12 protein-coding genes and 3 pseudogenes are annotated in these 15,385 nt (G+C 63.9%); 9 read left to right on the top strand and 6 right to left on the bottom strand.

Going from position 1 to position 15,385, the window contains the following annotated elements; genetic code table 11:
* On the top strand, window positions 1–1,668 hold a 1,668-nt coding region (locus Q0964_RS09365; protein WP_299266407.1), incomplete at its 5' end, for a radical SAM protein.
* Window positions 1,669–1,697: 29 nt separating this feature from the next.
* Here the strand turns inward: Q0964_RS09365 and Q0964_RS18620 are convergent.
* Window positions 1,698–1,793 (bottom strand): annotated as a pseudogene (locus Q0964_RS18620) (hypothetical protein); the annotation flags it as partial.
* Window positions 1,794–2,047: 254 nt separating this feature from the next.
* Between Q0964_RS18620 and Q0964_RS09360 the strand changes: the two are divergent.
* Window positions 2,048–3,910: a flippase-like domain-containing protein gene (locus Q0964_RS09360; RefSeq protein WP_299266404.1), complete on the top strand. Its 1,863-nt coding sequence runs from the start codon at window positions 2,048–2,050 to the stop codon at window positions 3,908–3,910.
* Here Q0964_RS09360 and Q0964_RS09355 read toward each other — a convergent pair.
* On the bottom strand, window positions 3,907–4,413 hold the full coding sequence (locus Q0964_RS09355; protein ID WP_299266401.1) for a DUF84 family protein: 507 nt from the start codon (window positions 4,411–4,413) through the stop codon (window positions 3,907–3,909). The two genes, Q0964_RS09360 and Q0964_RS09355, sit on opposite strands and share 4 nt — an antisense overlap.
* A gap of 364 nt (window positions 4,414–4,777) precedes the next feature.
* Window positions 4,778–5,130 (bottom strand): annotated as a pseudogene (locus Q0964_RS18330) (transposase); the annotation flags it as partial.
* A gap of 279 nt (window positions 5,131–5,409) precedes the next feature.
* On the opposite strand from Q0964_RS18330, the gene Q0964_RS09345 reads away from it, so the two are divergent.
* Window positions 5,410–6,678, top strand: a complete 1,269-nt coding sequence (locus Q0964_RS09345; protein ID WP_299266396.1) for a PQQ-binding-like beta-propeller repeat protein — start codon at window positions 5,410–5,412, stop codon at window positions 6,676–6,678.
* Window positions 6,679–6,782: 104 nt separating this feature from the next.
* Here Q0964_RS09345 and Q0964_RS18325 read toward each other — a convergent pair.
* Window positions 6,783–6,908, bottom strand: a pseudogene (locus Q0964_RS18325) (RNA-guided endonuclease TnpB family protein); the annotation flags it as partial.
* 195 nt (window positions 6,909–7,103) lie between these two features.
* On the opposite strand from Q0964_RS18325, the gene Q0964_RS09340 reads away from it, so the two are divergent.
* The 6 genes from Q0964_RS09340 to Q0964_RS09315 all read left to right on the top strand — a co-directional run bounded on the left by Q0964_RS09340 (window position 7,104) and on the right by Q0964_RS09315 (window position 12,463).
* Window positions 7,104–8,417 (top strand): condensation domain-containing protein, encoded by a 1,314-nt coding sequence (locus Q0964_RS09340; protein ID WP_299266393.1) that lies wholly within the window; start codon window positions 7,104–7,106, stop codon window positions 8,415–8,417.
* A gap of 215 nt (window positions 8,418–8,632) precedes the next feature.
* Window positions 8,633–9,604 carry a transcription initiation factor IIB gene (locus tag Q0964_RS09335; RefSeq protein ID WP_299266390.1) on the top strand — a complete coding sequence of 324 codons (972 nt, stop codon included), beginning with the start codon at window positions 8,633–8,635 and terminating at the stop codon, window positions 9,602–9,604.
* Window positions 9,537–10,100, top strand: coding sequence for a VOC family protein (locus Q0964_RS09330; RefSeq protein ID WP_349254454.1), 564 nt, complete (start codon window positions 9,537–9,539; stop codon window positions 10,098–10,100). Before Q0964_RS09335 ends, Q0964_RS09330 begins: the two co-directional genes overlap by 68 nt.
* Window positions 10,101–10,132: 32 nt before the next feature.
* Window positions 10,133–11,176, top strand: coding sequence for a DNA-methyltransferase (locus Q0964_RS09325; RefSeq protein ID WP_299266385.1), 1,044 nt, complete (start codon window positions 10,133–10,135; stop codon window positions 11,174–11,176).
* Window positions 11,177–11,268: 92 nt separating this feature from the next.
* Entirely contained in the window at window positions 11,269–11,958 is a 690-nt protein-coding gene (locus Q0964_RS09320) for a type I 3-dehydroquinate dehydratase (RefSeq protein ID WP_299266382.1), read from the top strand.
* Between the two features lie 94 nt (window positions 11,959–12,052).
* A complete protein-coding gene (locus tag Q0964_RS09315) occupies window positions 12,053–12,463 on the top strand; it encodes a zinc ribbon domain-containing protein (protein WP_299266380.1) in 411 nt (136 codons plus the stop codon).
* Between the two features lie 22 nt (window positions 12,464–12,485).
* Here the strand turns inward: Q0964_RS09315 and Q0964_RS09310 are convergent, their stop codons facing one another.
* On the bottom strand, window positions 12,486–14,000 hold the full coding sequence (locus Q0964_RS09310; RefSeq protein WP_299266377.1) for an aldehyde dehydrogenase family protein: 1,515 nt from the start codon (window positions 13,998–14,000) through the stop codon (window positions 12,486–12,488).
* Window positions 14,001–14,118: 118 nt separating this feature from the next.
* Window positions 14,119–15,285: a 3-dehydroquinate synthase II gene (locus tag Q0964_RS09305; RefSeq protein WP_299266374.1), complete on the bottom strand. Its 1,167-nt coding sequence runs from the start codon at window positions 15,283–15,285 to the stop codon at window positions 14,119–14,121.
* Window positions 15,286–15,385 lie beyond the last annotated feature (100 nt).

Raw genomic sequence — 15,385 nt, 5'->3', positions numbered from 1 at the left:
CCGGCTCACTTCGGCGTGCCCCCATACATCTCGACGTACCCTCGATACACCGCCGGGGCACTCGTCGACGCCGGTGTTCCCGAAACACAGATCACCTACCACACCATCGACGCACTCCGGGACGACGGCTCGCGCTGGCGCGACGTGGAGGACGCCGACCTGCTGATCTACGTCGGCGGCATGACCGTCCCCGGAAAGTACGTCGGAGGGACCCCCGCCGAACCCGACGAGGTGCGCCGCATCGCCTGGACCGCCGAGGGCGTCTCGATGATTGGGGGCCCCGTCCGCTTCGGCGTCGGCGAGGCCAACGAGGGCGCGTCCGAAACCTCTCGCGACGACCTCGACTTCGACTTCCTCGCGATGGCCGACGTGGAGGCCGCTGCCTACGACCTGGTCCGCAGCGGACTGGAGGGGTTCGAGGACCGCTATCGCGGCGTCCCCGAGGAGACTCGCTGGGCGCGGCGGGGCGCGTTCGTCGTCGAACAACACCCGAATCACCCCGACTACATCCTCGCGGAACTGGAGACCTCGCGGGGCTGTCCGTACCGATGCTCGTTCTGTACGGAACCGATGTACGGCGACCCGGAGTTCCGACCGCCCGAGAGCGTCGTCGACGAGGTGGCTGCCCTCGCGGACTACGGCGTGAGCGACTTCCGCCTCGGCCGGCAGGCCGACATCCTCGCCTACGGCGGCGACGGCGAGGCCCCCAACCCCGACGCGCTCCGGGACCTCTACGCCGGCATCCGGGAGGCCGTCCCGAACCTGGACACGCTCCACCTGGACAACATGAACCCGATCACGGTCGTGAAATGGCCCGAGAAGTCCAGGGAGGGCATCCGGATCATCGCCGAACACAACACGCCCGGCGATACGGCCGCGTTCGGGCTCGAGTCGGCCGATCCGCTCGTGCAGGAGGAGAACAACCTCAACGTCACCGCCGAGGAGTGTTTCCGGGCGGTGAAGATCGTCAACGAGGAGGCAGGGTTTCGGCCGGGCGGTGAGCGGGAGACTGCGCCCAACTTCGGCAGCGACGCCAGCCCGCGGCTGCCGAAGCTCCTGCCGGGCATCAACCTCGTTCACGGGCTGAAAGGCGAACGTCAAGAGACGTTCGCACACAACAAGCGGTTCCTCCAGCGGGTGTACGACGAGGGGCTGATGCTCCGCCGGGTGAACATCCGGCAGGTGATGGCGTTCGAGGGGACCGACATGGCAGACACCGGTGCGGAGATTGCCCACGACCACAAACAACAGTTCAAACGCTACAAGAGCGAAGTGCGTGAGACAATCGACAATCCGATGCTCCAGCGGGTGGCCCCGCCAGGCACGGTGCTGCCCGATGTCCATCTGGAGTACCACGAAGATGGGTACACGTTCGGCCGACAGCTCGGGACCTACCCCCTGCTCGTGGGAATTCCCGGGGAGCGTGACCTCGGGCGGACTATCGACGTGGCCGTCACCGGCCACGGCTACCGCTCGGTTTCGGGCGTGCCCTACCCGCTCGATCTGAACGCCGCCTCCATGGACGAACTAACCGAGATTCCCGGGATCGGCGACCAGACTGCGGGGAACATCGTCGTCGACCGGCCACACGAGTCGGTCGGCGAGGTGAGTGCGGAGATCGATCTCGGACGGTTCCTGACGATCGGCAGCCGAGAGAGCGCGGACTGACCGCTCTGTGCTGTCTGTATCCCCTTCAGCACGTCCAAATCGCGGTCGGTGCATATGAACTCGGCGGTCCGGCGCTCGGTCTCACGGTCAGGACGGGTGAACGTCGCCTCCGGGGCCGAGAGTTCGGTCGGCGTTTCCTACCAGTCGTTCTCACACTCGGGACAGAAGAATCGAACGAACGCCCCGTTCGTGCCTGACTGTGCGACCCGAAACGGTGACAAAGTGACCCCGGCTCCTGTGGCGACAGCACGGACGGAACGCGGCTTCCCGGTGGCGACGCTGCTCGGCCACGCCGTCAGGGAGCGCTCGGGCAGGTGAGCCGTAGTTGTGGCCGCAGGCTAACAGAAGGTACTTTTGCGCGCTGGCGGAAGGAAGGCTAATGAGTCCGACCCGAGAGGTGAGCGTCGTCCTCCCCGCATACAACGAGGCGGCGACCCTGACGGACACGGTCGAAATCACCCTCGAGACGCTCGACTCCTTTCTCCCCGCCGAATCGTTCGAGGTGATCGTCGCCGAGGACGGCTGTGCGGATCGGACACCCGAAATCGCCGAGCGGCTGGCTACAGGGGACAACCGGGTCCGTCACTACCACAGTGACGAGCGACTGGGCCGCGGGAAAGCTCTCGAACAGGCTTTCCGCGCCGCCGAGGGCGAGACGTTGGTCTACTTCGACACCGACCTCGCGACGGATATGCGCCACCTCGAAGAGCTGGTCGAGCGCGTGCGCTCGGGGGAGTACGACGTGGCGACCGGGTCGCGGTGGGTTCCTGGGGCCGACGCCGACCGTCCGGCAAAACGAGGTATCCCCTCCAAGGGGTACAACCGACTGGTCCGTCTTCTCTTACGGTCGGACCTGCTCGACCACCAGTGTGGGTTCAAATCGTTCGACCGGGAGGCTCTGTTCGCCCTGCTGGACGAGGTAGAGGACGACCACTGGTTCTGGGACACGGAGGTGCTGGTGCGTGCCCAGCGGAGGGGCTACCGGGTCTCCGAGTTTCCCGTCGAGTGGACACCACAGGCCGACTCGAAGGTCGACCTCGTGCGGGACGTGTTCGGGATGGGGAGTCAGGTCGTCCGGACCTGGTGGCAACTGACGGTGAGCCCGCGGCTGACCCGCCGGGTGAGTATGGTCGCCGGGTCGGCGCTGGTGTTCGTCGCGCTGGCGCTGATGCTCGTCTATCTGGAACCTGCGGCCGTGCTGGACGCGATCACGGGCGCGGACCCAGCGCTGGTCGCGGCCTCCGGCGTGGTGTACCTCCTCTCGTGGCCGCTCCGGGGTCTGCGCTACCGTGACATCCTCTCGCGGCTGGACTACGAGGGCGACACCTGGTTCCTGACGGGGGCGGTGTTCATCAGTCAGACCGGGAACCTCGTGTTCCCGGCGCGGGCCGGCGACGCGGTGCGGGCCTACGTCGTGAAGGCCCGCCGGTCGATTCCCTATCCGACCGGGTTCGCGTCGCTGGCCGTCGAGCGGGTGTTCGACCTGCTGTCGATTACGGTGCTGGGTGGGAGCGTCCTGCTCGGACTGGTGGCGACCGGCGGGACAGAGGAGGTGGCCGCGGCCATCGCAGCGGATGTCGGCGCCGTGACCATTGGCGGGGAGACGCTGAACCCGGCGGCGGCGGCCGGCACCGCGATGCGGGTCGCGGCCGGCGTCGGGCTGGTCGCCATCCTCGCGGTGGCGGTCATCGTCGTCAACGCCCGTCGGGACACCAACCTCGTGCGCTGGGGGGTCCGGGCCATCAGCAACGACTCCTACGCCGAGTACGTCGCGGGCGTGATCGAACGGTTCGTCGGCGACGTGGAGCGGGTCGTCAGCGACCGCGGGGCCTTCCTCCGGGTCGGCCTCGGGAGCCTCGCCATCTGGACGCTTGACGTGGTGACCGCGCTGATCGTGTTCGCGGCCTTCGGCGTTCCGGTAACCCCATACTTGACTGCGGTCGCCTTCTTTGCGGTCAGCGTCGGGAACCTCGCCAAGATTCTGCCGCTCTCGCCGGGTGGCATCGGACTGTACGAGGGTGCGTTCACGATTATCGTCGTCGGTCTGACGGCCACTCCCGAACTCACCGCGCTGGTCGCGCTCGGCATCGCCATCGTCGACCACGCAATCAAGAACCTCGTCACCGTAGCCGGTGGACTGGCCTCGATGGCTTGGCTCAACATCTCGCTGACGACCGCCGTTGCCGAGTCCGAAGGCGAAACGAACGCGAGTACCACCGATGCCCGCGACGAGGCCGCCTAGTACTGCTCGGTTACGAACGGCCCGGCCGCACTCGCGACGGCGTGAACTACTGCCGACTCCCGGTCGATTCGTTTCCCGGTGAGGACGCCTGCCGCCCCCTCCCGTTCGGCCACGCCGTCGGTGTCGAGCAGGTCGTCCATCACCGGTCCGAGTTCCGCGCCGGCCTCGACGCGGGTGGCCACGTTCTCGGGGAGTCGCAGGCTCGGACCGCTACCGACGCCCCAGTCCGTGCCGTCTGTGACGGCGGCCCACATGATCAGAAAGAGGCCGTCGGTGCCCTCGATACGGGCGACACCGCCTTCGATGCCGACGCCCAGAGCCACATCTGTCGCGGCGAGCGCGTCCCCGGCGCGGTTCCGCGCGCCGGCAATCGTCTGGTCGTACCCGCGGGGTTGCTCGGGAACGCCCGACTCGACGTCGACGGGTTCGGCGACCGCATCGGGCAGTGTTCGCTCGGTCGCGGCTACCTTCACCGGGTTCTCGCTGCCGACTGCCACACGCATATCCTTCTCTCGGACCGGGCTTGGCTTGTGCGTTGTGTCGGAACTCCACAGGCGGTTGCGGGCGAGTGCCTCGGGGTCGGACGGAAATCGAAGATTTCCGTGATGACGAGAATCCTCGATTCTCGAACCACTTGACCCCGAGACTGAAGCCCGTCACGATATTTCAAAAAATTACACTCGTAGCCAGCCATTTTTTGATAACGACCGGAGTCAACCCTCAAAACACGGAATTGAAGACCGCAACTCATTCGATTGTTCGCTAATGGAAACATGGTCCCTCTCAACACCCGCTACGGCGGTGCGACGGAGGTTTCAACGGGCGGAGTGGAGTCGCCGACTTCCAGGATACTCGCCGCAGTGCCGGTATCTTGTGCTGGTAGTCCAGCACTTCCCGACGGATGTGACCATTGACACTGGCGACTTCCTTGCGTTGTTTTTCGTCGTTGTTCGACCCCTCTTGCTTCCGCGACAACCTGCGTTGTTCGCGGCGAAGACGCTCGGACTCGTCTTCGAGGTCGAACAAGTCCTCGGTCTTCCCGTCCGACGTGTGGCTGTAGTTGTTGATGCCGAGGTTGACGCCGACAGTATTGCTCGCGTCCAACGAGTCCACGACGGGCTTCTCGGGTAGGTCTGCATCGTCGGTTTCGAGCGCGAAGGAGACGAACCAGTCGCCAGTCGTCCCCTTCTTATCGTGACTTCTTTCATCTCGGCTTTGTCTATCGTCTTGAATAGCGGTCTCTGTGCCATGGTGAGACGATACTGACCCTGAGGTAACTAGCGTCAACTGCTAACAAGCCGACTCAGATGTCGGCTCGGTTGGTCAGCACCACTACGTAGTAAAGCAACGATTATACCCGTCTGGTGCAGACGAAATCGTACCGAGAGCAGTTATGTGTCATCCGGAAACAATTCAAAAAGAACAAACTCGACGACAGGGTTCTTTCGTCTGTTCCCAATCCATCACTGGTATTGCAGTGCCGGTCAGAGAGGTGACCAGTGACTGACCGTACTGCCAAGCAGATGACTAACCGGCGGCGATTCCTTGCGACCGTCGCCGGGACGACTGTCGCTGTCGCCGGGTGTAGTGGTAGTGAAGATACTGACACCCCCGCAAACTCGTCTCCCGATTCGTCAACAGAAGAGTTGCCAGACCCAGATGGCGGTCGGAACACGGGGGCAGTCAACGGTATTGAGCGAGCGTATGGCATCCCCAATGCCGTTCCGATTGGCACCGACGGTGACCGTATTATTACGAGGGCCAACGTTGAGGGGGAACCAGCATTCGTTGTTTTCAATTATCTGACTGGTGAACGGCTCTGGACCCGCTCAATTGAGAGCTACGATACGCCGGCAATCAGTGCAGGTGGCCAGATCGGACACGGACGACTGTATAGCATCGGCAGTGAGAGCGATGAAGACAGGTACATCAACGTTATCGATGTAGCGACGGGCGACCTTCTCGGCACTCAGGAGTTTGAGAGTGGAGGTCCAAGTCGCAGTCGCATCGTTCCGCTTGATGGTGGAGCGTTCTTCATTACTGGCATTGCTCGTGGGTATACAGCATTCTATATAAACGGAGACACTGCGGAACGCGAGTCTGCGTTCAGTCCGACAGATGTCTGGAACTTGGGCCAGGACACTCCGACTGCACGTGACAGTCTTCACCCCCTGACTGGTGGCGGTATGTTCGTAACTGGTCGAAATCTTGCTGACAGCGACGCTGAATTCCGTTACGGTGACACTGAGCCGAGAGTAAGCCTTACGCTCAGTGCGAGGACAAACAGTTACGGAACACCACGTCCGTCGAGTGAGAGCGCTGTCTTCGGGAGTGGCTATGACTTCCCAGCAAAGGCCAGAAGCCGCGAAGACGGCTCGTTGCTGTGGGAGCGGTCCGACAATTCTTATTATCCACCATACGGCTATGGTGGGGATACGCTGGCCTACCTCGGCGCAGATGAGGGGGAGCGGGTCATCGGCGTTGAACCGAGCAACGGGGACATCCGCTGGGAGCGAACTGACCTTGACCTGCCAACGGGCGATTTCGACAGCGCAGTCAAAACCCCGTACACGGTGACCGACCGAGCGCTCGTCGTCGGTACCAGCAACGGTATCAAGTTATTCAGTCTCGCTGATGGAGCGACGGTGGCGAGAAGCGAAGATACCGCATTTTCTTTATTCTTGGCGACACAGAGCCGTGTCCTGACAACAGGCTCCGTGATGACAGAACAAGGAGAGACCGACGGAACGATTGTGTATACGTACTAACCAACACGACAATCCTCAGAACTGCCGTTCCCTGCGTATTAGATTGGTTCAGATTGTTACAACCGCAATGCTGTCTCCAGTGCTCTGTTGAATAGCAACTGAACCACACTGTTGTCGTCCACGTTCTCGTATTCGTACCGAGTGTAGTCGTACGCTTGTCGGTGAATGTCGATGTGACGGTCCAGTTCAGCCGCTACCGCGTATGTCGGATATGCAGGGTATTTGTGACTTTACTCCACCGCCGTCTCTAATTAGTGGTATATTCAATTACTGGTTTGTGTCACGAGTTGTCGGCTTCAGACCTGGGGTCAAGCCCCAGAGCATTCGCTTTGACCGCCTATAAAAATCGAACCGTTTGGCCTGAATTTATGTGCAGTCACGGTTTTTCTCTCGTGTATGTGGGGTCGAACACGGGGTGAGAACGCGTGAGTGTGACGGTTCCGTTCTCGATGATCGAGGAGTCGGTACATCACATCGAACACGAATTCCAGCCCTGGAACATCCAGGCCGAACTCGAAACAACGGCGTCGATCGACGTCGAACGGCTCGGCGAGGCCGCGGCGACGGCCTGTGCGGTCCACCCGATTGCCGGGGCGCGCAGGCGACGGAGCAACGTGTCTTCGACCCGCTTCGAGTGGGAACTTCCGGGCGACGAGTACGAGGTCGAAGTCGGCGAGATCGACGGACAGGGCCGCGACATTGAGGCGATCCAGAACCAACTCTACTACCGGCGGTTCGACCTCACCGAGGAGCCGCCGTTTCGGTTGCTGGTCGTCCGGGGCGCAGGAATCGACGGTGGGGACCGACTGCTGGTGAGTATGAACCACGTCGCCGCCGACGGTGTGGGCACTCTGCGTATCGCACAGGCCATCTGTGAGGCGTACCGTGGTGACGAGCCGATGCAGGACTCGGTGGGCTTTCGGGAGTCCCGGTCGATGCTCGAGGACCTGCGCCCTTCGTCGCTCGACGACGGGCTGAACGTGCTCGATTCCGCGACGCGACACCTCCAGAACGTGGTCGACTCCCCGACCCGTATCGCGAACGTCGGCGGGACGGACGAGCAGGGGTGGCGGTTCGCCCGCCGCAAACTCGACGCCGACCTGACAGCGCGACTGATCGGTAACCGGCCCGACGGGGTCTCGGTCAACGACGTGTTGCAGGCGGCCCTCCACATGGCCATCGCGGAGTGGAACGAGGACCACGGCTCTGGTGCCAGAAAAATCAGCGTGATGATGCCGATCAATCTTCGGCCCGACGACTGGTTCTACCAGGTGGCTGGGATGTATTCGATGTTCGAGAGCGTCGAGACCCGGTCCCGAGACCGGGCCGACCACATGGCTGCGGCCCGGGAAATCGGCGAGCAAACCGAGGCCCTCACCGAGCGCGACCGGGCGGCCGCGCTCTACAAGACACTGGAGCTGTTGCCGCCGGGGACGCCGGTGGAGTTGAAACGCCAACTGCCGCGTCTACTTCGTGGCCCCGGCCGCCGCCTGCTTGACACTGCGATGCTGTCGAACCTCGGCCGGATTCCGGCGATGCCCTCGCTCGGAGAGAACGCCGAGGAGCGGCCGTGGTTCTCGCCGCCGGCCTGGCGAGGGACGCCGGTCTCCATCGGCGTCGCCACGTTTCAGGGCGAGGTCACCCTCTCATTCCGGTACCTGCGCAGCCAGTTCGACCGGCGGGCCGGCGAGGCGTTCGCGGACTACGTCGTCGACCACGTCGAACGCGCGATAGAGTGACCCTCACGGCCGGTCCTCGTGTCGGGTGTCACACTGTAACAACGTATTAATACTCTACGCATCTGGTCGAAATCAGATACCTGAACTCCGCTACCTAGCGAACAGGGCACGACACCGAAAAGTTTAAATAACTTTCGCCGTAACGTATTTGTTACCCACGACTGTCCGGGATTTTCAGGTCATAACCTGCCCGGATAGCATTTGCCTTCGCACCAATGAGCGAGAATACGAGAGCGCGAACGCGCACGACCGACGAGACGACAGTAGAGGAGACTGACGAGGCCGAAGCGGTGGACTGCCCGGAGTGTGGCGGTCACCTCATCATGGACAACGAACACGGTGAGACAGTCTGTGAGGACTGCGGCCTGGTCGTCGAAGAAGACGAGATCGACCGCGGACCGGAGTGGCGCGCCTTCGACGCCAGTGAGAAAGACGAGAAGTCCCGTGTCGGGGCCCCAACCACGAACATGATGCACGACAAGGGACTCTCGACGAACATCGACTGGCGCGACAAGGACGCCTACGGCAACTCGCTGGGCAGTCGTCAGCGCCAGAAGATGCAGCGCCTGCGGAAGTGGAACGAGCGGTTCCGCACCCGTGATTCCAAGGAGCGCAACCTCAAACAGGCGCTGGGCGAGATCGACCGCATGGCATCCGCGCTCGGGCTCCCAGAGAACGTCCGCGAGACGGCGAGCGTCATCTACCGCCGGGCGCTGGACGAGGACCTCCTGCCGGGCCGTTCCATCGAGGGTGTCTCGACGGCCTCGGTCTACGCCGCCGCACGCCAGGCCGGCGTGCCCCGAAGCCTCGACGAGATCACGGAGGTGTCCCGCGTCGAAAAAAGCGAGATCGCCCGCACGTACCGCTACGTCGCTCGGGAGCTCGGCCTCGAAGTGAAGCCGGCCGACCCCGAGAGCTACGTCCCCCGCTTCGCGTCGTCCCTGGAACTCTCCGACGAGGCAGAACACCGCGCCCGTCAGCTCCTCCAGAACGCCAAAGAAAAGGGCGTCCACTCCGGGAAGTCCCCGGTCGGACTCGCCGCTGCCGCCGTCTACGCGGCTGCCCTGCTGACCAACGAGAAGACCACGCAGGCCGCCGTTTCCGAGGTCGCAGACATCAGTGAGGTCACCATCCGAAACCGCTACCACGAACTGCTCGAAGCCGAGCAGGACCTCCCAGTGGCCTGATCGATCGGCTGACATTTCAATTGCTTCTCTCCGTTCGTGGCTGTACTGGCCGCCACCAGTGAGTGTTTTCATCACACTGTCATTCTTACAGCCCACCGCAGGAGTACGACTTGTTACCACCGATTGTAACGAGCGAAACGAACTCGCCGAGTCCTGGGCGGCGGCGCTCGACGGACGGCGTCGAGGGCTTCTGCCGTCGGTCGGTCCGGTGGTCATCGGGCGCCCGAACGAGGGGCCGAACCTGCTGTTCAAGACGTTACCGAAGGGGGTCGAGCGAGACGTGCCGCTGCACCTCGACCTCGCAGTCGTGGACAGGGAGGCGGCAGTCGAACGACTCTGTGGCCTCGGGGCGACCGTCCGCGAGACCAGGGCCGAGACCGACGCCGGATGCGAATCGACGTGGACGGTACTGCCCGACCCCGAAAACAACGGGCTCTGGGTGAGCGAGTACGAACAACATGGCCGGTGGGTCGAAGATCCGGTCCCGTCTCCGTGAGGTAAAAAAGGGGGCCGCTCGTGGCCATCCGCATGGAGACCGAGCACAGGGTCGTCCTTGACGACGCGCGAACGCTGTCCGCCGTCGACGACGACGCTGTCGACCTCGTCGTGACCTCGCCCCCGTACCCCCTGGTTGAGCAGTGGGACGACCTTTTCACCGATCTCGACCCCGCCGTCGAGACCGCGCTTGACGACGGGGACGGCGACCGTGCCTTCCGGTTGATGCACGACGCGCTCGACACCGTCTGGGCCGAACTCGAACGCGTCCTAGCGCCGGGTGCCATCGCCTGCATCAACGTCGGTGACGCCACCCGGACCGTCGACGGACAGTTCCAACTGTGGCCCAACCACGCCGAGGTCGTCGGCCGCATGCGGGACCGCGGGTTCTCCAGTCTGCCGGAGATACTCTGGCGGAAACCCACCAATAGTCCGAGCAAGTTCATGGGTTCCGGCACCCTGCCGCCCAACGCCTACCCGACGCTCGAACACGAACACGTCCTCGTCTTTCGTAACGGCGACCTCCGGGAGTTTCCTCCGGGCGACGACCACAGGTACGAGAGCGCATACTTTTGGGAGGAGCGCAACGAGTGGTTCTCGGACTGCTGGGAGATACTGGGGGAAGACCAGCATCTCGACGGTGACGGAACACGCGAGCGGTCGGCCGCCTACCCACTCGAAGTTCCGCTTCGCCTGATCCGGATGTTCTCGGCGTACGGGGACTGCGTCCTCGACCCATTCCTCGGGACGGGGACGACGACCGTCGCGGCGATGGTGGCCGGCCGCGACTCCGTGGGCTACGAACTCGACACCGCGTTCGCCGAGGCCATCGACGAGAGCGTCGACCGGGTTCCGGCCCTCTCGGAACGGCTCGCTGGCGACCGGCTCGACGCCCACCGCGAGTTCGTCGAACGCCGACGTGCCGACGGCGACCCACCGGGGTACGAGGCCGAGAACTACGAGTTCCCGGTGACGACCAGGAACGAACGCCGGATTCGGCTGTACACCGTCGCCGACGTGGCGGGAGAGCGAACCCAGACGAGCCATCGGTACCTGGCCACTCACGAGCCGTACTGACCCGACTAACCGTCGGGGCTCGCCGGGGCCGGGCCGGGCCGGAAGACTGCTAATTGGACAGGTTTTTGTTCGGACTCGAACCTACCGAACGTATGGACTTCGAGTCGTTCGTGCTGGCGGCGGCCACGGCCGATCTGGGGGACGAGTCGGCCGCCCGTGAGGCCGCTGACGCCGTCGAGTTCCGGATGGACCTCGCTGCCGACCCGCTCGCGGCGCTGGCGGACTACGACGGGGCGTTACCGCTGATCGTGACCAACCGCGCGGACTTCGAGGGCGGGGAGGCGACTGCCGACGATGCGCGTCTTGACGCGCTCTGTAGCGCCGCCGAACACCCTCTCGTCGAGGCCGTCGACGTTGAACTCGAGACCGCTTCCGGGGGCGACGGCCAGCGCGTAATCGACCACGCTCAGGAAAACGGCGCGTCGGTAATCGTATCGACCCATGACTTCGCGACGACGCCCGAACCACCGAAGCTTCGGCAACTGCTCGACCGGGCCTGCGAGTACGGTGACGTGGGCAAACTGGCAGTGACGGCCCGCTCGCCCGACGACGTGCTCGAACTGTTGGCGGCGACACGGGCCTCCGTCGCCGGCGGCGACCGCGTCGCGACGATGGCGATGGGTGAATCCGGCCGCCACTCGCGAGCAGTCACACCGCTGTACGGCTCGAAAATCGGCTACGCGCCCGTCGACCCGGCCGACGCGACCGCACCCGGGCAGTACGACCTCGCTACGCTGCGCCGACTCGTCGCCGACCTGCGGTCGAACCCGGACCTGGACTGAACGGCGACACCACCGAACTGCCCGAGGCGCGCGAACGACGCCGTTTATCGAAGGCGGAAGCTTAACAACCACCCAGCATAGAAAATTCCGAATAGTGGCAGAAAGCGCACGGAAGCGGCCGCTACTTGCCGCCGTACTGGGGCTCGTCTATCCGGGACTCGGCCACGTCTACCTGCGGGAGTGGGCACGTGCGCTTCTGTGGTTCGGACTGCTCATTCTCACCGGTTCGTTGTTGATTCCCGACGGCGTCTATCCGACGACGGTGACCGTCGAGTCGCTGACGGAGATGTCGCGCGCGATGCCCCTGCGTGCGGTCGTGGCGTTGTCGGCGGTCACGGGTATGAACATGGTCGACGCGTACATCCTCGCCTCACGAAGCAACGAGACGAGTCAACCCGTCACCGAGGGAACGCAGTGTCCTAGCTGTGGCCGCGAAGTCGACGCAGACCTGGAGTTTTGTCACTGGTGTACCACGGAACTGAGCGGGGGCCCCGAGGAAAACTGAGCGACGAGTCTGCGGCCGCCGCTTACATCGGGAACTGGCGCGGTTCGCGCTGGACCGAGATCCACTTTGTCTCGGTCAACTCACGCATGATCGCGTCGCCGTGGAACCGGCCGATTCCGGAGGCCTTCATGCCGCCGAACGGGACATTTGGTTCTTCGTTGATCGGTTGGTCGTTGATGTGGACCATCCCCGCGTCGATGGCGTCGGCCACGTCCTCGGCGCGGTTGCGGTCACCCGACCAGACCGAGGCTGCCAGCCCGTACTCGGTGTCGTTGGCCAGCTCGACCGCCTCCTCGTCGTCCGAGAAGGGGATAACCGGCGCGACCGGGCCGAAATGCTCGTTACAGGCTACGGTCATGTCGTTCGTCGCGTCCGATAGCACGGTGGGTTCGACGACGAGCGAGTCCTCGACGCCGTCGACGGTGACCGTCTCGCCGCCGGTCTCCAGAGTCGCGCCCTGCTCGACCGTCTCCTCGACGAACCGGAGAATCTGGTCGCGCTGTGACTCGTTGATAATCGGGCCGACGATGTTGCCGTCGTGGACGCTGCCTGCCGGGAGCATCTCGGCCTTCTCGACCAGCCCCTCGACGAACTCGTCGTAGATGGACTCGTGGACCAGATGCCGGTTGATCGAGATACAGACCTGTCCCTGGTGGGCGAAACTCCCGAACGCGCTGCCAGAGAGGGTGTTGTCCAGGTCGGCGTCCTCTAAGACGACGTTGGGACCGTTCCCGCCCAACTCCATCGCGGGGAACGCCAGTGAGTCGACGGCCTGTTTCGCGACGTGGCGACCGACTTCCGTGGACCCAGTAAACGCGACGACGTCTACGTCGGGGTGACCGGCGACGCGGTCACCGATCTCCGAGCCTCTGCCGGGAACGCAGTTGACCAGTCCCGACGGTGCACCAGCCAACTCGAACAGTTTGGCGATGACGAGGCCGCTCGTGACTGGCGTGTCCGAGGCGGGCTTGATTACGACGCCGTTGCCCAGCGCGACCGCGGGCGCAACCGCACGAATGGACAGATGCAGGGGGAAGTTCCACGGCGGAATGACCGCCACGATGCCCGCCGGTTCGCGCTTGACGAGGCTCTCTTTGCCCTCGATGGTCGAATCCCGAATGTCGCCCCCTGCCCGCGAGGGGTAGGTGGCTCCTTCGGCGACGCTGCCGGCCGCCGTCTGGAGTTCGAGGTCGCTCTTGATTTGGGCACTGCCCGACTCGGCGACGAGCAGTTCCATCAGTTCGTCCTCGTACTCGTCCATCAGCGCGTAGACGGTCTGGACGACCTCGGCACGCCGGTCGGGGCTCTTCTCTGCCCAGCGCTCTTGGGCCCTTTTGGCCGCTGCGTAGGCGTCGTCTACGTCCGCCGTGGTCCCTGCGGGTACCTTCGTCCACTCCGCCCGTGTGGACGGGTCCTCGACGGAGATGGTGTCACGGTCGCCGGGTCCGTGCCAGTCTCCGTCGACGTACAGGCAGTTCCAGTCCGCGTCGACGGACAGGCTCGGTTCCGATCGCTCGGTCTGTGGTGTCTGTGCCATCAGTCAACACTCGTTACGCAGACGCAAAAATCCGGAGGTAGCGGAAACATAGATAGTTACACATACTGCACTGAAAACAACGTTCGAATCCGAACCTCGCCAGTGAAAAACCGCCGGCCTACTTCTCGATGATGCTTTCGTCGACGGCCTCGCCGAAGTGGCGGGCGGTGTCCTCGTAGAACATCGTCAGTTCGTCGCCGGTTTCGAGGTCGGTGACCGCTTTCCGACCGTCCGCGGTGGCGACTTTGATCGTCTCGGCGTTCTGGAGCAGGGTCTCGATGCGGTCGCCATCGTCGGTTTCGGCCTGGACCCGGAACATCGGACGCTTCTCGATTTTCACGCGGCCGACGATAGCCTCACGGGTGTTGCCGTCGGTGTCGACGACCTGCACCTCGTCTCCACTTCGGAGTTCCGAGAGGTACTTTGTCCCGCCGTCGGGCGTGCGGACGTAGGCGTGAACCGCGCCGGCGTTGACACGGAACGGACGGGAGGCGACGTACGGCGACTCGGCCGTCTCGGCGTGGACAAAAAAGAGGCCACGAGACATCGACCCGACGAGCATCCCCTCGTCGTGTTCCATGAGATTGCCCGTGTCGACACAGACCCGATCCGCGGACCCGGTCTGTTCGACGGCCGTGACCTCCGCCAACTGGAGGTCGACGGATTCGCGCTGGCTCTCGTCGCGGACCTCAACCGTCCTGCGGATCTCGTCGGGGTCGTCGGTGTCGAGCAAGACGCCGTCCGAGCCGAGTTCGAGCGTCTCGAAGGCGGTTCGGGCCTCCTCGGCCGTCTGCACCCCGGCGATCAGATCCGTCTCCTGACCGATGCGGGCGATGAGATTCTCTAAGGGAATAATCTGCCAGTCGTCACCGATGACGAGGGTGTACTCGGCTTCAGTGGCGACCGCTTGGGCGAAGGCCTCGTAGTCCTCGTTCAGGATGCGAACGTAGCCGCACTGTCGACCGTCCCCGTCGGCGCGCAGCGAGGAGAGGTCGGCCGAACCCGAGAAGTCCGTCGGTAGGTCGACGGTGCCGTCGCCCTCGCCGTTCTTACCGACGACGACGGCGTCGGCGTTCGTTTCGTCCGCTTCGGCTTCCATAACGTGGACGTCGCCGCTTGAGAAGGCGGCCACGTTCACCTCGCCGAGTTCGCGGACTCGCTCGACGTCGTGTTCGTCGACCAGCACCCAGTCGACGCCGGCTTCCAGACCGGCCGTGATGCGGCGTTTGCGTATTTCCCAGTCGCCGACTTCGTCGTCGGCTTTCAGCCAGACGGAGCGTGTCATGTGTCACGCCTCGTCGCCACCTGGCTTGAACATGGCGAAGTAGGGGACATTCACCGTCGAGCCGACGCGTCAGCGGCGCTTCTGTCCCACCTCTGACGGC

The organism is Halorientalis sp. (genome assembly GCF_028275115.1).
Classification (GTDB): Archaea; Halobacteriota; Halobacteria; order Halobacteriales; family Haloarculaceae; genus Halorientalis.
The sequence above is the reverse complement of the archived record's forward strand: the minus strand, read 5'-3'. Positions and strand labels throughout refer to the sequence as shown.